The 22,620-nt window shown below is 57.8% G+C and carries 20 protein-coding genes; 8 read left to right on the forward strand and 12 right to left on the reverse strand.

Annotated elements, in window-relative coordinates; genetic code table 11:
• Positions 1-158 precede the first annotated feature (158 nt).
• Together EO133_RS11980 and EO133_RS11985 are read left to right on the forward strand one after the other, a co-directional pair.
• Positions 159-2,087: a methyl-accepting chemotaxis protein gene (locus EO133_RS11980; RefSeq protein ID WP_127072871.1), complete on the forward strand. Its 1,929-nt coding sequence runs from the start codon at positions 159-161 to the stop codon at positions 2,085-2,087.
• 401 nt (positions 2,088-2,488) lie between these two features.
• Positions 2,489-3,385 (forward strand): aminoglycoside phosphotransferase family protein, encoded by an 897-nt coding sequence (locus EO133_RS11985; RefSeq protein WP_127072872.1) that lies wholly within the window; start codon positions 2,489-2,491, stop codon positions 3,383-3,385.
• A gap of 2 nt (positions 3,386-3,387) precedes the next feature.
• Here the strand turns inward: EO133_RS11985 and EO133_RS11990 are convergent, their stop codons facing one another.
• Together EO133_RS11990 and EO133_RS11995 are read right to left on the reverse strand one after the other, a co-directional pair.
• Entirely contained in the window at positions 3,388-3,786 is a 399-nt protein-coding gene (locus EO133_RS11990; protein ID WP_127072873.1) for a septal ring lytic transglycosylase RlpA family protein, read from the reverse strand.
• A gap of 240 nt (positions 3,787-4,026) precedes the next feature.
• Positions 4,027-4,635: an SH3 domain-containing protein gene (locus EO133_RS11995; protein ID WP_164734990.1), complete on the reverse strand. Its 609-nt coding sequence runs from the start codon at positions 4,633-4,635 to the stop codon at positions 4,027-4,029.
• Between the two features lie 195 nt (positions 4,636-4,830).
• Here EO133_RS11995 and EO133_RS12000 point away from each other — a divergent pair, with 195 nt between their 5' ends.
• On the forward strand, positions 4,831-5,475 hold the full coding sequence (locus tag EO133_RS12000; protein WP_164734991.1) for an MOSC domain-containing protein: 645 nt from the start codon (positions 4,831-4,833) through the stop codon (positions 5,473-5,475).
• A gap of 30 nt (positions 5,476-5,505) precedes the next feature.
• On the opposite strand, the gene EO133_RS12005 is transcribed toward EO133_RS12000, so the two are convergent.
• Positions 5,506-5,913, reverse strand: a complete 408-nt coding sequence (locus EO133_RS12005; RefSeq protein ID WP_127072876.1) for an acyl-CoA thioesterase — start codon at positions 5,911-5,913, stop codon at positions 5,506-5,508.
• 1 nt (position 5,914) lies between these two features.
• Complete coding sequence (locus tag EO133_RS12010) at positions 5,915-6,526, reverse strand: thymidine kinase (protein ID WP_127072877.1); 612 nt, start codon at positions 6,524-6,526, stop codon at positions 5,915-5,917.
• Between the two features lie 358 nt (positions 6,527-6,884).
• On the opposite strand from EO133_RS12010, the gene EO133_RS12015 reads away from it, so the two are divergent.
• Entirely contained in the window at positions 6,885-7,280 is a 396-nt protein-coding gene (locus tag EO133_RS12015; RefSeq protein WP_127072878.1) for a DUF2147 domain-containing protein, read from the forward strand.
• Here the strand turns inward: EO133_RS12015 and EO133_RS12020 are convergent, their stop codons facing one another.
• Complete coding sequence (locus EO133_RS12020) at positions 7,281-8,513, reverse strand: aminotransferase class V-fold PLP-dependent enzyme (RefSeq protein WP_127072879.1); 1,233 nt, start codon at positions 8,511-8,513, stop codon at positions 7,281-7,283.
• A 107-nt stretch (positions 8,514-8,620) separates the two neighbouring features.
• Positions 8,621-9,049 (reverse strand): CBS domain-containing protein, encoded by a 429-nt coding sequence (locus EO133_RS12025; protein ID WP_127072880.1) that lies wholly within the window; start codon positions 9,047-9,049, stop codon positions 8,621-8,623.
• A 177-nt stretch (positions 9,050-9,226) separates the two neighbouring features.
• Here EO133_RS12025 and EO133_RS12030 point away from each other — a divergent pair, with 177 nt between their 5' ends.
• On the forward strand, positions 9,227-10,429 hold the full coding sequence (locus tag EO133_RS12030; protein WP_127072881.1) for a pyridoxal phosphate-dependent aminotransferase: 1,203 nt from the start codon (positions 9,227-9,229) through the stop codon (positions 10,427-10,429).
• Here the strand turns inward: EO133_RS12030 and EO133_RS12035 are convergent, their stop codons facing one another.
• From EO133_RS12035 to EO133_RS12055, 5 genes are all read right to left on the reverse strand, one after another.
• Positions 10,430-11,467 (reverse strand): NAD(P)-dependent alcohol dehydrogenase, encoded by a 1,038-nt coding sequence (locus EO133_RS12035; RefSeq protein WP_127072882.1) that lies wholly within the window; start codon positions 11,465-11,467, stop codon positions 10,430-10,432.
• A 1,399-nt stretch (positions 11,468-12,866) separates the two neighbouring features.
• On the reverse strand, positions 12,867-13,760 hold the full coding sequence (locus EO133_RS12040; RefSeq protein ID WP_127072883.1) for a LysR family transcriptional regulator: 894 nt from the start codon (positions 13,758-13,760) through the stop codon (positions 12,867-12,869).
• Positions 13,761-13,782: 22 nt separating this feature from the next.
• The gene (gene trxB, locus EO133_RS12045; protein WP_127072884.1) at positions 13,783-14,733 is read right to left on the reverse strand and encodes a thioredoxin-disulfide reductase; all 951 of its coding nucleotides are present in this window, start codon (positions 14,731-14,733) and stop codon (positions 13,783-13,785) included.
• Between the two features lie 153 nt (positions 14,734-14,886).
• A complete protein-coding gene (greA, locus tag EO133_RS12050; protein WP_127072885.1) occupies positions 14,887-15,360 on the reverse strand; it encodes a transcription elongation factor GreA in 474 nt (157 codons plus the stop codon).
• Between the two features lie 311 nt (positions 15,361-15,671).
• The gene (locus EO133_RS12055; RefSeq protein WP_127072886.1) at positions 15,672-15,884 is read right to left on the reverse strand and encodes a cold-shock protein; all 213 of its coding nucleotides are present in this window, start codon (positions 15,882-15,884) and stop codon (positions 15,672-15,674) included.
• A 427-nt stretch (positions 15,885-16,311) separates the two neighbouring features.
• Between EO133_RS12055 and ltaE the strand changes: the two genes are divergently transcribed.
• From ltaE to EO133_RS12070, 3 genes are all read left to right on the forward strand, one after another.
• Positions 16,312-17,331: a low-specificity L-threonine aldolase gene (gene ltaE, locus EO133_RS12060; protein WP_127072887.1), complete on the forward strand. Its 1,020-nt coding sequence runs from the start codon at positions 16,312-16,314 to the stop codon at positions 17,329-17,331.
• A gap of 203 nt (positions 17,332-17,534) precedes the next feature.
• Positions 17,535-18,353: an SDR family NAD(P)-dependent oxidoreductase gene (locus tag EO133_RS12065; RefSeq protein WP_164734992.1), complete on the forward strand. Its 819-nt coding sequence runs from the start codon at positions 17,535-17,537 to the stop codon at positions 18,351-18,353.
• Between the two features lie 9 nt (positions 18,354-18,362).
• The gene (locus EO133_RS12070) at positions 18,363-18,938 is read left to right on the forward strand and encodes a TetR/AcrR family transcriptional regulator (protein WP_127072889.1); all 576 of its coding nucleotides are present in this window, start codon (positions 18,363-18,365) and stop codon (positions 18,936-18,938) included.
• Positions 18,939-19,043: 105 nt separating this feature from the next.
• Here the strand turns inward: EO133_RS12070 and carB are convergent, their stop codons facing one another.
• Entirely contained in the window at positions 19,044-22,355 is a 3,312-nt protein-coding gene (gene carB / locus EO133_RS12075; RefSeq protein WP_127072890.1) for a carbamoyl-phosphate synthase large subunit, read from the reverse strand.
• Positions 22,356-22,620 lie beyond the last annotated feature (265 nt).

Genomic DNA, 22,620 nt, shown 5'->3' on the forward strand with positions numbered 1-22,620 from the left:
GGGTCTGCCTGGATTGGGCTACAAGGCTTTCCGGCACCGATGTCGTGAATGATTTTCCGTTCGTTGCCAAAAAGGTTTGGAGCCTTTCAAGAGGGGCATTTTCGCATGGCGCTCTGCCTGCGGGCTGCAAGGGTTGAACGTAAAACCGGTTCGGACAGATGTTTTCCAAGTTAACTGTTGCCTTCAGGGTTTATGGCGCCTTCGGGCTCATTATTTTTCTCATGGTCACAACCGGCGCTATCGGCGTTTACGGGGTGCAGACCGTTTCAGGTATCTTCAACGAATACAGATTGGCTGCGCGTCAGGCGCTGCTGGTCAGTCAATATGCAACCGAGCTGGCGACGGTCCGCCGGCTGAGCGTTTCCTACCGGCTGAATTCCAGCCCTGAACTGGGCGAGGCAGTTCTGGCGGCGGCCGAGCGGTTTGCCACCAGCGATGCATCAGTCCTGGAACTGTTTGCGGGCAACGAGATCGCGCTGGCGGATCTGGCAGTGGCAGAAACGCTGGGCCAGCAGTATTTCGAGACGGTGCAGAATCTTATTGCGGCACAGCAGGCCATGAACATTACCGGCCAGATCTCGGCCTCCCAACAGCTCGATGCCATTGGCCCCCAGATACAGGAAGTCTATGATGCGCTCTATGCGCGGTCGACCGAACGGCAGAATACGCTTGGTCCGGCCGGTGTTGAGGGGGCGCAGTTCGGAAGCGCACTGGTTATCGGCGTTGCCGCGCTGGCACTGGTCCTCGGCATCGCTCTGGCGATTGCCATGGGGCGCTGGCTTTCAAGCGCAATTGCCGGAATGACAGCACTGATGCGACGGCTGGCCGATGGCGAGTTCAACATGGAAATCTCGGGCACCGACAACGAGCACGAGCTGGGCCAGATGGCCAAGGCGCTGCAAGTGTTCCGCGCCAATGGGCAGGCCATGGAAGCGGCTGAAGCCGAGCGCGCGATCAATGCGCAGGCCGCTGCTGCCCGCGCCCAGATGATGGAGCGGTTCCAGTTGGCCTTCGATACGGTGATCGAAGCGTGTGCCGATGGCGATTTCACAAAGCGCATCCGCGAGGAGTTCGGCGACAAGGATATCGACCGCGTTGTGGCGAACTTCAATTCCATGCTCGATACTGTCAATGCCGGTCTGGCAGAAGCAGGCCAGGTGCTTTCGGCGCTTGCGCGTACCGATCTGACGCAGCGCATGGAAGGCACCTATCGCGGCGCTTTTGCGGCGCTGCGCGAAGACACCAATGCGGTAGCGGACAACCTGACCGAGATTGTCGGCAAGCTGCGGGCAACGTCGCGGGGGTTGAAGACGGCAACCGGGGAAATTCTTGCCGGTGCCAACGATCTTTCCGGCCGTACCACCAAGCAGGCAGCCGCAATTGAAGAAACGTCGGCGGCCATCGAGCAGTTGGCCTCGGCTGTTCACGGCAATGCCGAAAAGGCGGACGTTGCCTTTAACAAGAGCCAATCTGCGGCACAGCTTGCCAATGAAGGCGGGGTTGTGATGGGCAATGCCACAACCGCCATGCAGCGGATCACGTCGTCGTCGGACAAGATCTCCGACATTATCGGCATGATCGACGATATCGCCTTTCAGACCAACCTGCTGGCGCTCAATGCTTCGGTCGAGGCAGCGCGAGCGGGTGAAGCAGGCAAGGGGTTTGCCGTTGTGGCGATTGAGGTGCGCAGGCTGGCACAATCGGCCGCCAATGCTTCGGGTGAAGTCAAGGCGTTGATCGAGCAGAGTGCAAATGAAGTCAGCGGCGGGTCGAAGCTGGTGGCCGAGGCTGCTGCCAAACTGACTGACATTCTGGCCGCAGTGAAGGAAAACAGCGCGTTGATGCAGGAAATCGCAGAAGCGAACCAGGAGCAAAGCGCTGCGATCGGCGAGGTTCGGGTTGCGGTTCAGCAGATGGACGAGATGACCCAGCACAATGCGGCGCTGGTGGAAGAAACCAATGCGGCGATTGAGCAGACCGAAGCGCAGGCTTCGGCTCTTGACCGGATCGTGGAGATTTTCACCATCGACAAGAATACGACATTTGCGCAAGCCGATGACAGTGAGGAGCGTTGGGCAGCAGCCTGACGCCGCGCTATAGTGAAAAACGTGAGACCGGTCTTTAATCGAGGCCGGTCTCGTTCTTATTGCGGTTCATGCGGCCAGCGCACCGGTGGCCAAAAGCACCATCGCGAAAAGGCCGCACATGGCCGTTCCCGCAAGTGCGGCAATGGTCATAGAGACAAATTTCTGGGTCGAGAGTTTTTCCGACATTACACACCCCACAAACGTTTGGTCTGGACCGTCGCCGGTCCGCATAATGCCCCCTGTGCTGCAGGTTTGCCGAGGTTGTCTCCGTGGCTTTGCAAGCAGCGCGGACCAGTATGCGCGCTTAACCAGACCTTGTGCGGGAAATTAAAATTGTCGGTAAATTTTAGGTTTATGTTCAACCTGGGTTGTTGAAAACTGCTCAACGAGCAAGGTGCGTTATGGTTGATGATCGGCGGCAAATCGATTCCGAAACAGTGCAAAAGCTGGTTGCGCACCAGTTCCCGCAATGGGCGGACCTGCCCGTGCGCCCCGTGGCCCATAGCGGATGGGACAACAGCACGTTTCATCTGGGCAATGATATGCTGGTGCGTCTTCCCAGCGCTGAACGCTATGTTGCGCAAATCGAGAAAGAGCGGCGCTGGCTGCCGTATCTGGCCAGGCATCTTTCCCTGACCGTCCCGCATCCATTGGCGTTTGGAGAGCCGGGTGAATATTATCCCTTTCCCTGGTCGGTCTATCGATGGATTGAAGGGGACAGTCTCGCGCAGGTCGAGACGGTCGATAATGTCCAGCTCGCTCGCGACCTGGCAAGGTTTCTGAGGGCTTTGCGAGATGTGGATGCCACGGGCGGTCCGGCTGCCGGAAAGCACAATTTTTATCGGGGATGCCCGCCAGCAGTCTATGACAGTCAGACACGCGAGGCGATAAGGCGGCTTGAAGGGCGGATCGATCAGCGTGCCGCGACCGCGATCTGGGAGGCAGGCCTTGACGCGAGATTTGCCGGCCGGCCGGTGTGGCTGCATGGCGATGTTGCGCCAGGCAATCTGATTGTCCGCGATGGGCGATTGGCTGCGGTGATCGACTTCGGCTCATTGGGGGTCGGCGACCCTGCCTGCGATCTTTACATTGCATGGACCTCTCTGGAGGGAGAGGCGCGCACGGTCTTTGCGCAGGCAGTCGATCTCGATGACGCGACCTGGTTACGCGGACGTGCCTGGGTGCTGTGGAAAGTGTTGTTCATCCTTTCGGGCATGGGCAAGACCAATGCAAACGAAGCGGACAAATTTGCGCGCGTGGCTGACCGGATGCTGGCCGAGCCAACGCGCATTATTTGATTTTAGACGCCGCCAAGCACTTCAAGAGTGACACGCGCAGTACCGGAATTGATCATGCCGATCTGATTTGCCGCCTTGTGCGACAGATCGATAATGCGGCCGCCGGTAAAGGGTCCGCGATCATTGATGCGGACAACGACGGTGCGGCCATTGTTCTGATTGGTGACGACCACCTGGGTGCCGAACGGAAGTGAAGGATGCGCAGCAGTCAGCGCATGCATGTTGTAGGTTTCGCCATTGGCGGTGCGGCGCCCATGAAATTTGCCGCCATACCAGGAGGCGGTGCCATTTATGGTCTGGACGACAGCAACGGTTTCGCGTGCTGAGAGAGAAGAAACAGTGGCCGGAAGGACCCCTAAAGTCAGTATTGCCGCGCATATAGCGCTTTTTGCAAACGGCATTGTTCTGGTTGCCCTAATTATTAATGATCAGGGCGTTCTACACGTGCATGTGACCAGACTTAGACCAAAGATGACGCAAATGTGATTTTGGTCGATTTAAGCGAATCAACCAGGAACTATTGCAATATTGCAACAGTTTCGGGGCCGGATTTCCACAAACTTCCTGCTCAAGTTTGATGGGCGCAAAGAATTCGGCCCCGACAGATGCGGGGCCGTTGATCGTTCGCCAAGAAGGTAGGTTTAGCGAATACGGTAGGAAGCGGTGGTGTTGGCGAAGCGGCCCAAATGACGCACCGAGCGATCGACTGTTACGCAATTCCCACGCAGGCCGGGGCGGGTGCAGATGATGGCCTGTGCATTGCCATCAACGCGGATGGAACTGATGCGATCGATCCAGTTGCGATCCAGCATACGGTTGGTGCTGCCGGGACGGGCGCAGAAGCTCCGGCCGGAATAGTTGGGGCGCTCATAAAAGCAGACTTGCGCGCGCGGGCCGGTGCCGAAAGAAAAGCTGAAGCCGTCGCCGCCGATGGTTATGCCGACATTCGGCTGGCTGACGCCGGGCCGAGATGGGACCGTGCCGGAAATGGGCTGCAGATAACGCGCCGAGGCCCAGCCCCGGGTGGTGCGATCCTGAATGCGGCACCATGTATTGGATGCGTTACATTCGAGCACATTAACGACCTGATTGGTCTGGAGCACGCCAACGACGCCAAAGTTGGTGCCGGGGCCGGAGCGGACATTGAGTGAAGTGGAGGCGGCGGCCTGATAGGCCATCGCGCCCGAAACCGAGACGAACAGCGCCATTATGGCAACAATCGCTACGGTTGTATATTTGCGCATAAACATGATGCTCTCCTTGCGAGGCGCATAAGATGTCAAATCCATCTCGTCGCCAATTGTTCCGTTCACTTGCCGTTTTTCTTCAGAGGCAAGCGGTAACTTATGATCGTGAAGTCTATATTGCGTGAGTTGAACCCGATATGAACGGGAAGTTAAGGGATGCTGCTGGAGAACAACGATGGGTATAAAAGGGAGCGCGAAATGAAATTGATCAGCGTCAATATTGGCCGGAAGCAGTCTTACGACCCGACGCGCCCCGAAAAGAAAAGCGGTATATTCAAGCGACCTGTCAGCGGCCCGGTCGAGATCGACCGGCTAGGCCTGGAAGGGGACGCTATTGTTAATCGCAAGCATCACGGCGGCCCGGATCAGGCCGTTTATCTCTACACCATGGATGATTATGCTTTCTGGGCCGACGACGGGATCGATGTCGAGGCGGGGTTATTTGGCGAGAACCTGACGATCGAGGGCGTGGAAAGCGCAACTTTATGTGCGGGCGACAGGCTCAAGTTTGGCAATGTCACGCTTGAGATCACTGCGCCGCGGGTGCCGTGCAACACCTTTGCTGCCAAGATGGGCGATCCTGCATTCGTCAAGCGGTTCCGCGATGCCGGGCGGCCAGGTGCCTATGCACGGGTGATTGCGCAGGGACAAGCAGAAGCAGGGCAGGCAATTGCCTATCTGCCTGCCGAGAACCGCAGAATGAGTCTTGGCGCGCAGTTCGCGTTGCATTTTGAAAAACGGCCTACGCGGGAGCAGGTCGAAACCGTCCTGTCCCTGCCAGTCGCGATCCGCGAGCGCGAGCATTACGCAGAACTACTGGGGACGCTGGAGTTGCGATCCTGATTGAAAAAGGGCCGCAGTTCTCGGCGCGCTCTATAGGTTGATGGGTTGATCGCCTATGGCGCGCTTCTGACCCTCATCGGTGAGCGCAACATAGATGAAGTGGCCCTGAGTAACCTTGCGGCGGATGGGCGAATGGCGAGACTTGGTCCAGGCTTCCATGCCGATGGTGATTGAGGTGTTTCCGATGCGCTCGACCCATGTATAGACGCAGAAGACATCGCCAACCTGAACCGGTGCAATAAAGTTCATGGCTTCGACAGCCACGGTCGCGACACGCCCGCCCACATGTTCGACGGCGGCAATGGCGCCGGCAATATCCATCTGGCTCATGACCCAGCCACCGAAAATGTCGCCTGCAGCGTTTGTATCGGCGGGCATCGGCATGGTGCGGATGGTCATGGCTCCGCGCGGTTCGGAAGTGGTTTCCACAGTGCTCATTTTATGCAGATCCTTTCATTGACCGGTTACGGGCCCAGCGGCCAACCTGCTCTTCCCAGTGACGGCGGCACAGGGAAACGTATTTCTCATTGCCGCCAATGTCGACCTGTTCGCCTTCGAGCAAGGGTTTGCCATCGGCGCCCAGGCGGATGACCATTGTGGCCTTGGCGCCGCACGAGCAGATGGTGCGGATTTCGCGCAGGTTGTCGGCAATGGCGAGCAATTCGGCCGAGCCGGGAAAGAGCTTGCCCTGAAAATCGGTGCGCAGGCCGTAGCACATCACCGGCACGTTGAGCCTGTCGGCAACGCGCGCCAGTTGCCAGACCTGCTCGGGTGTCAGAAACTGGGCCTCATCGAAAAAGATGCAGGCCAGATTGTCTTTTGCAATCTCGCGCTCAATGACGGCGAAGAGGTCGTCATCTGGAGAAAAAAGCAAGGCTTCACTTGCAACGCCAATACGCGACGCGATGACACCACGACCGGCGCGATCATCAAAGGCGGCCGTGAAAAGCAGGGTTTGCATACCGCGCTCGCGATAATTGTGCGACGCCTGTAAAAGCATTGTGGATTTACCGGCATTCATTGCGGCGTATGAGAAATAAAGCTTGGCCATGCGTGCTTCTGGTCGGAGAGGTAGGCCGCTCTTTTAATGCGCGAATCCATGAATGCGGCGCAAAAGCTGAAACGATCCACAGCCAAATGACGATGCCGAATAGCGGTGCAGCAGAAAAACGGTCGCCGAAGATGGCGACCGTGAAAGAAAAGAGCCGATTTGGGGTTCGGCAAGAGGTCCGTGCGCACCGGACCTCAAGCAGCTTGCTGGGGTTAAGCCGTGCTGCCGATCAAACTTTACTGGTGATCTATGACATTGATATGACGCGTTTCTTGGGCATAGATCATGCCGGTTCATCGACCATTCAGCCGGGGTGGTGCCAATTGTGCGCGATGTTTTTGCCAGATGGAGGCTCATAATGTTTGCAAGGATGGTTGCGGCGATTGCCACTGTTGCCTGTATGGCGGTCGCAGCGCCGGTGCTCGCCGCCAACCCCTATGGGGTTTGGGAGCCGGAGAACCGCGAGTCCCGCTATGAATTTACCGCTTGCGGGCAGGCCAATCATTTTCTGTGCGCGGAACTGATCTGGATTCAGGACGACAAGATCGATGCGCGCAACAGCAAATATCTCAATACCTATCTCATCAACGAAGCCATGCCGGTGCGCGAGGGCGTATGGCGCGGACGCATCACGCTCGAAGGGTTCAATTTCGATGGCACGCTGAAAGTGATCAGCGAGGATCGGATGCAATTGGATGCCTGCGCGTTGTTTGTCATCTGCGAAAGCATCGAGCTGAACCGGGTCAGCAACTGATCAGATCTCGGCGTCCAATGCCTTAATCAGCCGTTCGATTTCTTCCGGGCAGGTATAATGGACAAAGCTCAGGCGCAGGACACCGGCTTCCGGGTTGAGGCCAAGCGCCTTGAGCAGACGCCAGGCATAGAAATGCCCGCCCGAGGCCATGATCTTGTGTTTGGCGAGCCGCTTTGCGGCCTCCAGTCCCGGTTCATCGAGGGCAATTGAGATCGTGGGCGCGCGCTTGGTGCCATCGAGCGGGCCGATGACGCGCAGATTGCGGCGCGCTCCCAGGTAATCCATGAGCGGGGCGAGCAGGGCCTGTTCCTGTTGGTGTATAAGGGTTTCCGCGCGGCGAAACGGGTTGGGCTGGTTTGCGTCCGGCGAAAGCGCGGCGAGGGCCTCCAGATAATCGGCAATGCCGGTACATGCCGCGATCTGCGCATGGTCAGGGCCAGCCGGGGTTAGCCGCTTGCGGATAAGATCGGCGTTAAAGAAATGGCCCTGATTGGGAAGCTGGCGGGCGAGATCGGGTCGCACGACCATGATACCCTGATGAGGTCCATAGGTTTTATAGGCCGAAAACAGGTAGATGTCGGCGCCCAGGGCCTTAACATCGGGCAAGCCATGCGGCGCGTAGGAAACACCATCGACGACGCTGACGATATTGGCGGCCTTGAGCGTGGCGCAGATTTCAGCAACCGGGTTGATCTCGCCAACGATATTGGAGCAATGGGGGAAAGCGACAAGCCGCACGCTTTCATCGAGCAGCGTATCGAGCCGGGACGGATCGAGATTGCCGCTTACCGGATCGACCTGCCATTCGCGAATTGTGATGCCCATGTCCGCCAGCTTGCGCCAGGCGCCGGAATTGGCTTCGTGGTCCTGATCGGTAACGATGATCGTATCGCCCGGCTGGAACAACTGATCGAAGGCGTTTGCCAGCACGTAGGAATTGGCCGAGGTCGAAGGGCCGAAATGGATGGCATCGGGTTCGACATTGAGTGCCAGCGCCAGGCGGGTATAGGCCATGTCCATCGCCGCGCCGCCATCAATCGAGGCGGGATAGGCGCTATAGGGCTGAACCTTGGTGCCGGTATAAAAGCTGTAGAGCCTGTCAAGCACGTGCCGGGCTGTATAAGAGCCACCAGCGTTTTCAAAAAAGCCCCAACCATCGAGCGACGGTTCGCTAAAGGCCGGAAAAAACGCGCGAACGTCGGCGATAGGCAAAGCAAGGGGCACAGACGACATGAAAGAATCCGAAACAAGACAGGCTTGCGCCTATTTCTAGGCGCCGGAGGGGTCGGGAGCAAGTGCTAACATGTCAGATGTCGAGGACTGCGATCGCCGCCCAGCCTTCAGCTTGCGATGTATTCACGTAGCACTTCGGTTTCGTGTTCGACTTCCTCGATCTTGCGCTTTACGACGTCACCGATTGAGATGATGCCGACAAGGCGACCGTTTTCCATGACGGGCAGGTGGCGGAAGCGCCCGCGAGTCATGATGCCCATTACCGTATCGAGCGTATCGGTGGGTTTGCAGGTCTTGAGGGCCTTGGTCATAAGCGCTGAAACCGGCTTTGACATAATGCCCTCGGACGCGCGCGCCAGTTGCCGGACCACATCGCGTTCGGAAATGATGCCGGCTGTGTTTCCCTCGTCGTCCAGTACCAGCACGGCACCGATATTGTGCTTGGCGAGCATGTCGACAAGTTCAGAAACGGTCGCGCTGGTAGCGACCGAATAAACGTCGCCGCCCTTGGATGAAAGGATGGACTCTACAAACATGGCAATTCCTCCTCAGCCAATATGGTTCAGCTTGCCCGGCGAAAACAAAATACGCAAGTTCTGATATTGAGGAACGACATCGTTCTTTCGTCGGTGCCTGCTGCATCCTTGCACGGGCGGCAGCTTGTGGCGTAAGAGGCTGATAGCCAGTCGTTTTTGTTTCCGGGAGAGAAAATTATGGGTCTGCTGTCAGATGCGCTTGGGCGCGTGCAGCCTTCAGCAACCGTGGGGATCAGCCAGTTGGCGCGGCAGATGGCGCAGGCGGGAAGGGACGTGATTGCGCTTTCGGCCGGGGAGCCAGACTTCGATACGCCCGAGCATGTCCGCAAGGCCGGAATAGCAGCGATTGAGGCAGGAAAGACGCGCTACACCAATGTGGATGGCATTGCCGAACTCAAGCAGGCGGTGGCGGAAAAGTTCCGGCGCGATAACAAGCTCGACGTTACCCCGGACGATTGCTTTGTTTCCTCGGGCGGCAAGCAGATCATCTATAACGCGCTCTTGGCAACGCTCAATCCCGGCGATGAAGTGGTGGTGCCGGTGCCCTATTGGGTGAGCTATCCCGAAATCGTGCGACTGGCCGGTGCCGAACCGGTTTTTGCCCATGCAAGCCAGGAAACAGGGTTCAAGCTGACGCCAAAGGTTCTGGAGCAGGCCATTTCGCCCAGGACGAAATGGCTGCTGCTAAACACGCCGTCCAACCCCTCGGGCGCGGCCTATACGGCAGATGAACTCAAGGCATTGGCCGATGTGCTGGTGCGCCACGACCATGTGCATATTCTCACCGACGACATCTATGAAGTGCTGGTCTATGACGGCCGGACATTTGCGACAATCGCGGAAGTTGAGCCGCGGCTTGCTGGCCGTACCCTGACCATGAACGGGGTTTCAAAGTCCCATGCCATGACCGGCTGGCGGATCGGCTATTGCACCGGGCCGCGTGAAATTCTCAAGGCCATGACCAAGTTGCAGGGTCAATCAACGACAAATCCGTGCTCGATTTCGCAATGGGCGGCGGTCGAGGCGCTCAACGGACCGCAGGCATTTCTGGCCGAGTGGCGCGCGGTGTTCCAGCAACGGCGGGACATGGTGGTGGAACGGCTCAATGGCTGCGAAGGGCTGGAATGCCTTACACCGGAAGGCGCGTTCTATGTGTTTCCGTCCTGCAAGGCGCTATTGGGCAAGACCAGCGCCGGGGGACGCGCGCTTGAGACCGATGAAGATGTCGTGATGGCGCTGCTTGAGGAAAATGGCGTCGCGCTTGTGCATGGCAGTGCATTCGGGCTGGCTGGGCACTTCCGCATTTCCTACGCCGCCTCGGATGCGGAACTGACGGAAGCGATGAACCGCATCGAGGCGTTCTGCGCAGGTGTGGAGTAGCTATTTGGCCAATTTAATCTGCAGCTTGACGTCGCCGGGGCGGCCCTCGGCGGCGCGCTCGAAGGCGGCAATCGACTGATCGAAGGGGAAGGTTTCGGTGATGAGCGGTTTGACGTCGATCTTGCCCGAGGCGATCAATTCAAGTGCGCGGTCAAAGACGTGCGCATAACGGAATACGCTTTCGATGCGGATTTCGCGGGCCTGCGCGCCGACCACATCGAATGTGACGGGCGCAACAGGCATTCCGACCAACACAACCACGCCGGAGGGCCTTACAAGATCGAAAATGCCCTCGAAGGCCTTTGGGCTGCCGCTGGCTTCAAAGATCACATCCACACCCCAACCCTTGGTGGTCTCGTCGATAACGGTTTTGAGATTTTCCTTTGAAATATCGACCGGGGTGATGCCTGGATATTGGGCGGCGATGTCGAGTTTTGTCTTTTGCAGGTCTGAAATGAGAACGCGGGCGCAGCCGCCTGCAAGGGCCGCAAGGGCCGTGAGAATGCCGATGGGGCCGGCACCGATGACAAGCGCGGTATCGCCCGGTGCGATTTTAGCCTTGGCTGCGGCCTGCATCCCCACGGCGAGCGGTTCGATCATCGCGCCTTCGGCAAAAGATACGTTGCCGGGCAGCTTAAACGTGAAGGCTGCGGGGTGAACGACCTGCGGGGTCAGGCAGCCATGGACCGGCGGGGTAGCCCAAAAAACGACTTCGGGATCCACGTTGTAAAGACCAAGGCGCGTGGCGCGCGAACTGGGATCGGGAATGCCTGGCTCCATACAGACGCGATCGCCGACCTTGAGCGTTTTCACGTTCGCGCCAATGGCGGTGACGGTGCCCGCGGCTTCATGGCCCAGCACCATGGGCGCGTTGACGACATAGGGTCCGATGCGGCCGTGGGTGAAATAATGGACATCGGAACCGCAAATGCCGACGGTATCGATGGCAATGGTTACATCGTCAGCCCCCATGTCGAGCGGGAGATCGATCTCGCGCAGGGAAAGCTGGCGTGTTTTTTCCAGTACGAGTGCTTGCATGATGCCGATATCTCCTGTCCCACGACCTTTATGTCTGCGAATACGACAGATCGGGGTGGCAGAAAAGTAGGCGTGTGATCCAGTGCGGCCCAATCGGGCAAAAAAAGAGGCTCCGTCAAAGACGGAGCCTTGATATCGGGCATAGCCCTAATCTCAAAGTTTACGGCCGCTCCGTGGGAGGAGGATACGGCGACGGCCGGGTGAACAGGGTCCGTGGGAGGAGGATACGTCGCCTGTTCGGTGTCAGTGGCGAGGGGCCTAGGGAGGAGGAGAAGGCGCGTCGCCCGCTGACAAGACGAATATGTGCCATGAGCCGGTTTGGGACAATGCGCAATAGCGCATACCTGCCATGCATTAGGCAGATGTCGAGTTGTGGTCAAAAATTGAGCAAGAAAAAGGCTCCACCCGGGAGGAGGGGGTGGAGCCTTAAACTGTCGGCCGTAATCGAGGGAGGAGGATTCGATCGCGGCCGGTGGAGCGGATCAGGTGGGAGGAGGAGATACCCTTGCCGCTCTATGTGTCACTTCGCAGGGGGCTTAGGGAGGAGGAGAAAGCGCGCTGCTCAGTTGACGACCGATATATGCCAATCTAATCACGACTTGAAAAGTAGTCTTTTGGCATAGCTGCCATGCATTTTCTGCAGAGGTCAAAACGGGCAGAGTGGTGATGAAATTTTCGGCGGTAAAAAATAGCGCCTAATAAATAGTCTTTATGGCAAAGGCAAAAAAATAGCCCCGCTCGAGGGGAGAGCGGGGCCAGTCTCAAGAGGCAAGCCTCTTGAAAGGAGGGAACATCAAGCGCGCCCAAAGGGAGGAGGAGGAAAGACGCGCAATGTCTGGTGCGTAAGTAGAGATTAGCGCGGTGGCTCGCAACCCCGCTATAAGCATGTCAGCTATGTGAAAAATGCATAGCGGGCGCTGAAATTTGCGCAAAGTGCCTGAAATACAGGCGTTTTCTTGTATGCAGACTGGCGGCGCTTATGCTTAAAATATCATCGGATATAAGGGGCGGGCGTGTTCCGGAGGGAGGATACCTCTTGCGAAGGGGAAGCTGAACGGGCGCTACCAGCCAAAAGCGGAATCGTTGGGATTTGAATTGGGGAGCTGTTTTGATGAAAACATCCCCAAGCTCTCCCCTCGCAGTCCCCACGAAAGTGGAGATCCGGCAGCCTATCGGCAAACACAAGAGCCTGCGGCTGATGCCCATGGGCCCCGGCTTTCGCCGGGCAAGCGAAAGATGAAGATCGCGATTTCATTAAAAACTGATCCGCTCTAAAGCGTTGGCCGGCGCGTTGAAGCGCGCATGGTCGGGGCGAAGCCGGGACGAATTCCCGGCAACACTGCGCCGCCCTTGGAGACCACATGATTGCGTTCCATGCCGCGTCCGGACGCGTAATCGGTCAGAAGTGCCAGTCGCGCGCCTTCTCGACAAGGAAGTCGCGGAATACGCCGACGCGCTTTGAGCTTTTGAGCGCGGGCGGATAGACGAAATAGGTTTCAAATGCCGGCAATTCGATGTCATCGAGAACACGAACGAGGGTGGGTTCTTCCTCGGTGATGTAATCGGGAATCATCGCGATGCCGATTCCCTGACGGCAGGCTTGCATCATGCCGTAAATGGCATTGACCTTGAGGGTGGTGCGGCGCGGGCTGTTGTCGGGCCGCCCCACGCGCTCAAGATAGTTCACATCGCCCAGGTAGGACGGAGAAGGCTCGCCAAAGGTAATGATGTTATGGGCGTCCAACTCTTCAATCGAGTTGGGCGTGCCATGCTGCTCAATGTAGGATCTGGATGCATAGATGTGGAAATGCACGGTGAAGAGCTTGCGCTGAATCATCTCGGACTGGTTCGGGCGATGCAGCCGGATCGCAACGTCGGCCTCGCGCATGGCCAGGTCCAATTCAGCGTCATTGAGTTTGATTTCAAGCTGAATGGTCGGATAAAGCTCGACAAACTCATGGATGCGTTTGGTCAGCCATGTGGAGCCGAACCCCACAGTGGTCGTGACGATCAGAGGGCCGGTCGGAACGTCCTGACTTTCGGTCATCTGGGCCTGAACCGACTGTAGTTCCCACGCCATGCGGTGGGCGGTGCGGAACAATTGCTCCCCCACTTCCGTCAGAACGAGACCGCGGGCGTGGCGAATGAAGAGCTTGAGGCCCAGATCATCCTCAAGCGCGGAAATCTGACGCGATACCGCGGATTGGGACATGCCGAGCTTTTCCGCAGAATGGGTGAAACTCCCCGATTCCGCGGCGACATGAAATATGCGCAGCTTGTCCCAGTCCAGCATCCCCCTCGTCCCTTCCTATCCTTTATTCGGCAGCCTCTGCCAATTCGTGGGCCGCCAGGTAGCGCTCGGCTTCGAGCGCGGCCATGCAGCCCATGCCAGCAGCGGTCACGGCCTGGCGATAGACATCGTCGGTCACATCGCCAGCCGCAAAGACGCCGGGAACCGAGGTTTGCGTGCTGTCGGGCTCTGTAATGATATAGCCGCCCTGCTTCATATCGAGCTTGCCGGCGAAAATTTCAGTGGCCGGAGAATGGCCGATGGCAACGAAAATACCGTCGACCTCCAGTTCGCTCGTCTGTCCGGTTGCGACATCGCGCAAGACAGCGCCGCGCACCGATGGCGGCATGTTATCGCCCTTGACCTCATCGAGCACGGTATTCCAACGCACTTCGATCTTGGGATTTTTGAACAGGCGCTGTTGCATGACCTTTTCCGCGGTAAACTGGTCGCGGCGGTGAATGAGGATCACCTTGGATGCAAAATTGGTCAGGAACAGGGCCTCTTCGACAGCGGTATTGCCGCCGCCAACCACAAGGACCGTCTTGTCGCGATAAAAGAAGCCGTCGCATGTGGCACAGGCAGAGACGCCGAAACCTTTGAATTTTTCTTCCGTGGGCAGACCGAGCCATTTGGCCTGAGCCCCGGTTGCGATCACAACGCTATCGGCGGTGTAAACCGTGCCGCTGTCGCCGGTCAGCCGGAACGGACGCGTGTTGAAATCGACATCGACAATCATCTCGTTCTTGATTTTCGTGCCCATGTTTTCAGCCTGGGCGCGCATCTGCTCGACGAGCCACGGCCCCTGAATGGGGTCGGCAAAGCCGGGATAATTTTCAACGTCGGTGGTGATCGTGAGCTGACCGCCGGGCTGAAGGCCCGCAAGCATAAGCGGCTCAAGCATGGCGCGCGCGGCGTAAATGGCGGCGGTGTAGCCGGCAGGGCCGGACCCAATAATGATGACTTTGGCGTGCATTTTATCTGATCGTCGTTTTTGCGTTGCGTCAAATATGGCACGCCAGCCCGCCGATACAAGCATGGTGACGCGCTGGCGGGGTAAAAGCTGTTGGTGTTGTGATTAAACTACAGCAAAGGGCTGCCGGAGCGCTGCTGCACCCCGGCACTTGCCTCATTTATAGGCGATTTTGAGGATTCCGTAGCTGCGGGCACCGCCGGGTGCGGCAACTTCTATCGAATCGCCCTCTTCCTTACCAATCAGCGCGCGCGCGATGGGCGAGGATACCGAGATACGACCCGCGCTGGCATCGGCTTCGGCATCGCCGACGATCTGATAGGTTTTTTCTTCCTCGGTATCTTCGTCAACGAGTTTGACGGTTGCGCCAAACTTGACGGTTGAGCCCGAGAGCTTGGACACGTCAATGACCTCGGCCTTGGCCAACATGGATTCAAGTTCCATGATGCGGCCTTCGTTAAGGCTCTGCTGCTCCTTGGCGGCATGATACTCGGCGTTTTCCGAGAGATCGCCATGGGCGCGTGCCTCGGAGATCGCATCGATGATGGTGCGGCGGTCTTCCGACGTCCGGCGCTTCAACTCTTCAATAAGTGCGGCATGTCCTGCCACAGTCATCGGGATTTTTTCCATTCTTTCCAATCCCTTTCTACAAACAAGTTTACGCAAGCGGTGTCTGGCGCCGATCAGGATCAGCGGCAGCCGCTTTCACGTATTCGGGGAGATTCTTACGCACAGGGTGCCCATGTCCGACAGGTTGGTCAAGTCCCACCCGTGCGTTACGAACACTCAAGCCCGATTGACGAGATATGGGTGTTCGCCCAAGCGGTGCAAGAGGAATCGTCCCCAAAACCGAATTGGGCGCAAACCCGCTAAAGGTTTGCGCCCAATTTATTCTTTTCCGGCCCCTGAGCCGGGCCGCTGGCTCAAGTACCGGTTGCTGCCTAGTCGGCAGCTACAAGGTTGCCGGCTGCAGACTTGCCGGTGCGCTTATCCTTGACGATTTCGTAAGAAATCTTCTGACCCTCATCGAGAGCAGTCAGGCCTGAGTTCTGAACGGCAGAAATGTGGACGAAAACGTCCGCTCCGCCCTCATCGGGCTGGATAAAGCCATAGCCTTTTTGAGTGTTGAACCATTTGACTGTGCCAGTAGCCATTGGCGTGTCCTTTCGCGTCGCGCTGTCTAGTGGCACGCATTGCCATTGCGTGCCGGGTATATCGAATATTGGTCCAGTACGTCTGCAGGCGCGAAGAAACTCGCGAGGCTAGATCGGTCAGCCCTAATTTCGATATGCAATTTTTAGAAGAAGTGCAGGAACTATTCAAGAGTTTCTGAATTCAGGCGGCCACCAAAATTTTTATACTGGCATTCCTGAAATAGAGATGCGCTGCATAGTGTAACGCGCTTTCTAACATGTCAGCAATACGGGAATTTCGATTTGGCTAATGAAGGCCCTAAAATTGTAATAGTTGGCATTGGACGCATGGTGGTCCGGCACGTGCCGGTTCTGGCGATGGAAATATGCTGGCGGAGATTGTAAGAGGAACATCCAATCTGTTTTGTTCTGCGAGTACCTGCTTTCCATGACACAGCCTGTTGTTGATTTTCGTTCCGATACCGTTACCCGGCCCAGTGCGGCCATGCGTCAGGCCATGGCGGAAGCGAAGGTGGGCGACGATGTGTACGGTGAGGATCCAACAGTTGCCGCGCTTGAGGCCCGCGTGGCCGAATTGATGGGCAAGACAGCCGGGATCTACGTACCTTCAGGAACACAATCTAACCTTTTGGCGCTCATGAGCCATTGCGAACGCGGCGACGAGTTTATCGCGGGGCAGGATGGCCATGCCTATAAGTATGAGGCAGGAGGCGCGGCCGTTCTCGGCTCGATCCAGCCGCAGCCGCTCGAAAATCTGCCAGACGGATCGATCGCGCTTGAAAAGATCGAAGCTGCGATCAAATCAGACGACGCGCATTTTGCGCGCACCAAGCTGCTGGCGCTGGAAAATACGATTGGCGGCAAAGTGCTGCCGCAAGATTATGTGCTGGAAGCGACAGCGCTTGCGCGCAGGCATGGGCTCGCGACCCATCTCGATGGCGCCCGCATTTTCAATGCCGCGGTGGCGAGTGGCAAATCGGCCCAGAAGCTTGCAGAACCTTTCGATAGCGTATCGGTGTGTCTTTCCAAGGGGCTGGGCGCACCGGTCGGCTCGGTACTGACAGGCGATGCGGACCTTATCGGGAAGGCCAAGCGCTTACGCAAGATGGTGGGTGGCGGCATGCGGCAGGCCGGGATCATCGCCGCCGGGGCGCTTTATGCAATTGAGCACAATATCGACCGGCTGGCCGATGACCATGCGCGAGCAAAACGGCTTGCCGAAGGGTTGGCGCGATATGACGGGCTGGCCGTGACAACGCCGCAGACCAATATTTTCTTCGTCAACGCCGATGCGGCAATCGGGTCCGCATTTTCCGACTGGCTTGCGGCAAACGGCATTCTGGTTTCCGGCCGATATGGAGAGCAGCGCTGGGTGACACATCTGGATATTTCGGATGCGGATGTCGATCGGGCGCTGGCGGTCGCGGCGGCGTTTTTCAGGCGTTGATTTTACGCTTGGGTTTTTGTCGGACGCGCCCGTTTGCCGTGCGCCGATAAGCCGCCGGGTCTTTCGGACATGGCCCGGAGTTGACGCTGTCTCTCTTTTCTCGGGCAATCTGCCGCCATTTCTGCGGGTGCGCGGCAGGCTTCTTGCTTTATGATCGACAATAAGTTAGTTAGCTAACTAATTTGATGAAGGAGCAACAAAGCATGAAGAAGAAAAACAAGCGGTTTGCCAGGTTGGACGCCCGCAGATTCGGTCCCTGGGCCGTTGTGACAGGGGCGTCTTCCGGCATCGGACGGGAGGCGGCGCACCAGGTTGCCGCGAATGGGCTCAATCTGGTGCTGGTTGCCAGGCGGGGCGAAGTTCTCGCTCGCCTGGGGGAGGAGTTGGCCCGCCACTACGGGATCGTGTTCAGGGTCATAGAAGCCGATCTTTCGCAGCCCGGTGCCGAAGATGTCCTTATCGCGGGCACTGCGGACATTGATGTGGGGCTGTTCTTTTCCTGCGCGGGAACCGGACAACCGGGGGCGTTTCTAGCCTTCAACAGTGAGCAGTTGCGCGAAATCGTGCAACTCAATGGGCTATCGCATTTGTTGCTGACCCATCATTTCAGTCAGAGATTTGCACGGCGCGGCAGGGGTGGCACCTTACTCGTTTCGGCACTGGGCGCCGACAGTGGTATTCCCTTTCATGCCGTTCCAGCGGCGTCTAAAGGGCTCGTCAACACACTTGGTCGCAGCCTGCATTCCGAACTCAAGCGGTCGGGCGTTGGGATCAGCGTTTTGATCGTGACGCCGACTGACACGCCGCTCGTTACGAAAATGGGCCTCGATGGGGCTGCCATGCCGATGAAGCCCATGCCGGTCGAACAGTGCGTCCGCGAGGCGCTGGAAGGCTTGAGCCGCAATAAGATGATTATCATGCCGGGTCTCGTGTTCCGCATCATGAACAGGATTATGCCACATGGTTTGGTGCGGGCGATGACTGCGGATATGATGCGCAAGAGTACAACGTTCGTCAGTTAGGAGCCGTACTTGGCAAAAGAGGAAAGGACAGCCGCCCGCGACAAGCGCGAGCGGCTGGTATCGGCGGCCGTCGCGCTCGCCTACCGTCAGGGTTTTGGCCTTACCACGCTGGCCGACATCGCCGCGGAATCGAGCGTGCCGCTTGGCAACGTCTATTATTATTTCAAGACAAGGGAAGACATCCGCGCGGCGATTCTGACCTATCGCAAGGACCAGTTCGCGCAGGCGCGGGATCGTTTTGGCGCGATAGTGTCCCCAAAAGAGCGGCTGAAGGCTTTCGTCGACATGACGGTGAGCAATGCCGACAATGTGGCGCAGAAAGGCTGCCCGATGGGCACGTTGTGCGCGGAACTTCTCAAGATGACTGACGCGTTTTCGGAGGGTGCCGGCGAACTGCTGACCGTCCCGATGGCGTGGATGAAAGAGCAGTTCATCGAACTGGGATATGAGAAGGAGGCGAACGATTTGGCGCTCCAACTGCAAGCGGGATTACAGGGGGCCTCAATGGTGACCCTGAGCGCTCGCGATCCGTCACTCCTGGAGCGCGAGGGCGAGCGGCTGAAGAGCTGGATCGAGGCATTGTAGCGCTTGGGAAATGCTCCAAGTCCTTGTTTTATAGCGTTTCCGAACCGCAGACGCATGCCCCGGATCAAATCCGGGGGCATGCGTTTTGCTGGATGCGCTCAAGGGTTACGCTGCGAAGTATTCCTGTAGCGCTTTGACCGAAAGGTTGCCCTCGCTATAGGCGACGATGCCTTCAACCGCGGCGGTGGCGCCTGGGATGGTGGTGTAATAGGGCACCTTGCCCATCAGCGCGGCGCGGCGGATGTCGCGGCTGTCCGAAACCGCCTTGACGCCATCGGTGGTGTTGATCACCAGTTGCACTTCCCCGTTCTTGATCGCATCAACGATATGGGGACGCCCCTCAAGCACCTTGTTGATCTTGCTGCAGTCGATGCCCTGTTCAGCGAGGAAGCGCTGGGTGCCTCCGGTTGCGATGATCTTGAAGCCTGCATTGGCCAATTGGCGCACTGGCTCCACGATACCGGCCTTGTCCTCATCGCGAACCGACACAAAGACCGTACCTTCCACAGGCACCTTAACGTTCGCGCCAAGCTGGGACTTGGCAAAAGCCAGTGCATAATCGGTATCGAGCCCGATCACTTCGCCTGTGGACTTCATTTCCGGGCCAAGAACCGTATCGACGCCGGGGAAGCGGGCGAAGGGGAAGACCGCTTCCTTGATGCCGATATGCTTGATGTCTTTTTCGACAAGATTGAAGCTGGAAAGGCTTTCGCCAGCCATAATGCGGGCTGCAATCTTGGCAATCGGTTCGCCAATAACCTTGGCCACAAAGGGCACCGTGCGCGAAGCACGCGGATTGACTTCAAGGAAGTAGAGCGTGCCGTCCTTCAATGCGAACTGGACATTCATCAGGCCGCCAACATCGAGCGCCCTGGCGACTTCGGCTGCCTGACGCTTGAGTTCGGCGATGACCTCGCCGGACAGCGAATGGGGCGGGAGTGAACAGGCGCTGTCGCCTGAATGGATGCCCGCTTCTTCGATGTGTTCCATGATGCCCGCGACAAAAACATCGGTGCCGTCGGAAAGGCAATCGACGTCGATTTCGACTGCGCCCTGGAGGTAGCTATCGAAGAGCAGCGGGTTGGCGGCGAGGACCGAATTGATCTGGCCGGTTTTGTCATTGGGGTATTTCTGGCGGATTTCGGGCGGGACCAGTTCAGTCAGCGTGGACTGCACATAGCGCTCGAAATCTTCTGCCGAATAGCAGATGACCATGGCGCGTCCGCCCAGAACATTGGACGGGCGAATAACCAGCGGGAAACCCAAGCCCTCGGCAACGATGCGCGATTGCTCGAGCGAATAGGCGATGCCGTTCTTGGGCTGGGTCAGATCGAGCCGGTTCAAAAGCTTCATGAACTGGTCACGATCTTCGGCAAGGTCGATCTTTTCGGGCTGGGTGCCAAGGATCGGAACGCCCGCGCGTTCGACAGCGGCGGCGAGTTTGAGCGGGGTCTGGCCACCGAACTGAACGATAACGCCATGCAGCGTGCCGTTCTGCTTTTCGGTGGTCAGGATTTCAATGACGTCTTCTTCCGTCAGCGGCTCGAAGTAGAGGCGGTCGGAGGTGTCATAGTCGGTCGAGACGGTTTCCGGGTTGCAGTTGATCATGATGGTCTCATAACCCGCGTCCGAAAGCGCGAAGGCGGCGTGACAGCAGCAATAATCGAACTCGATGCCCTGACCGATACGGTTCGGCCCGCCACCGAGAATGACGATTTTTTTCTTGTCGGTCGGGCGCGCTTCGTCGGCGACTGCGCCAGCAAAGGGAGCCTCGTAGGTCGAATACATGTAAGCGGTGGGCGATGCGAACTCGGCAGCGCAGGTATCGATGCGCTTATAGACAGGACGTACACCGAGCTTGTGGCGGTGGTTGAGCACTTCCTTGGCGGTCTTGCCGGAAAGCTCGGCAAGGCGGGGATCGGAAAAGCCCATTGCCTTGAGGCTACGCATCTGGCCTTCGGTTTCCGGAAGGCCGTGTTCGCGAACCTTGTTTTCCATATCGACAATGGCCTGAAGCTGCTCAAGGAACCATGGGTCGATGCGGCAGGCTTCGTGGATCATCTGATGATCGTAGCCAAGACGCATGGCTTCGGCGACATAAAGCAGGCGGTCGGGGGTCGGCGTGCCAAGCGCGGCGCGGACTGCGTTTTTGTCGTCACCTTCACCAAGGCCCGGGATGCCGATTTCATTAAGGCCGGTGAGGCCCGTTTCGAGGCTGCGCAGGGCCTTTTGCAGCGATTCCGGGAATGAGCGGCCAATCGCCATCGCTTCGCCCACCGACTTCATGGCGGTGGTGAGACGATTGTCGGCGCCGGGGAATTTTTCAAACGCAAAGCGGGGGATTTTGGTGACGACATAATCGATGGTCGGCTCAAAACTGGCCGGGGTGGCGCCGCCGGTGATGTCGTTTTCCAATTCATCGAGCGTGTAGCCGACGGCAAGGCGCGCGGCGACCTTGGCGATGGGGAAGCCGGTGGCTTTCGAGGCAAGCGCGGACGAGCGGGAGACGCGGGGGTTCATCTCGATGACAACGAGACGGCCATCCTTGGGGTTGACCGCGAACTGGACGTTCGAGCCGCCTGTTTCGACGCCGATCTCGCGCAGGACTGCAATCGAAGCGTCGCGCATGATCTGATATTCTTTGTCCGTGAGCGTGAGCGCGGGGGCGACTGTGATCGAATCGCCGGTATGGACGCCCATCGGATCGATATTTTCAATCGAGCAGACAATGATGCAGTTGTCCTTCTTGTCGCGGACAACTTCCATTTCATATTCTTTCCAGCCCAGAACGCTCTCCTCGACCAGAACTTCGGTCGTGGGCGAGGCATCAAGACCGGACTCGATGATTTCGAGATATTCGGCGCGATTGTAGGCTATGCCGCCGCCGGTGCCACCCAGGGTAAACGAGGGGCGGATGATACAGGGCAGGCCGATGGCTTCGAGCGCCTCAAGCGCTTCGGGCAGCGAATGAGCCAGCCGCGAGCGCGGGCTTTCCAACCCGATCCGATCCATGGCGGAGCGGAAGAGTTCGCGGTCCTCGGCCATGTCGATCGCGGCGGCGTCGGCGCCGATCATCTCGACGTTGAATTTGTCGAGTACGCCCATTTTCTTGAGCGAAAGCGCGCAGTTCAATGCTGTCTGGCCGCCCATTGTGGGCAAAAGCGCGTCGGGCCGTTCCTTTTCGATGATCTTGGCGACGACCTCGGGGGTGATAGGCTCCATGTAGGTCGCGTCCGCAACATCAGGGTCCGTCATGATGGTCGCCGGATTGGAATTCACCAAAATGATGCGATAGCCTTCTTCGCGCAGGGCCTTGCAGGCTTGTGTGCCGGAGTAGTCGAACTCGCAGGCCTGGCCAATAACAATAGGCCCAGCCCCAATGATGAGGATGGATTTGATGTCTGTGCGTTTAGGCATTTTTTGCTTCTCGTCATCAGGCGCGCGGCTGACAAAGGGTGTCGCGCGGTGAACGGGCTGGGATTCTTGTGGCTAGGCGGGTTCCTTAGACCAAGCGGAATCGGATTTCCAGCGTTTTGAAGGGTAATTCTTTCTCCAAACGGACACTTATTCAATTTTTCTCCGGACGCGGCTGACCATCGGCCTGATATCGTTTAGACTAATGGCGAGGAACTTTCTTGTGGCGGCACGGATTCTCAGTTCGCCAATCAGCAAAGCATCATTG

The sequence above is a fragment of the Pelagibacterium lentulum genome (assembly GCF_003992625.1).
Taxonomy (GTDB): Bacteria; Pseudomonadota; Alphaproteobacteria; order Rhizobiales; family Devosiaceae; genus Pelagibacterium; species Pelagibacterium lentulum.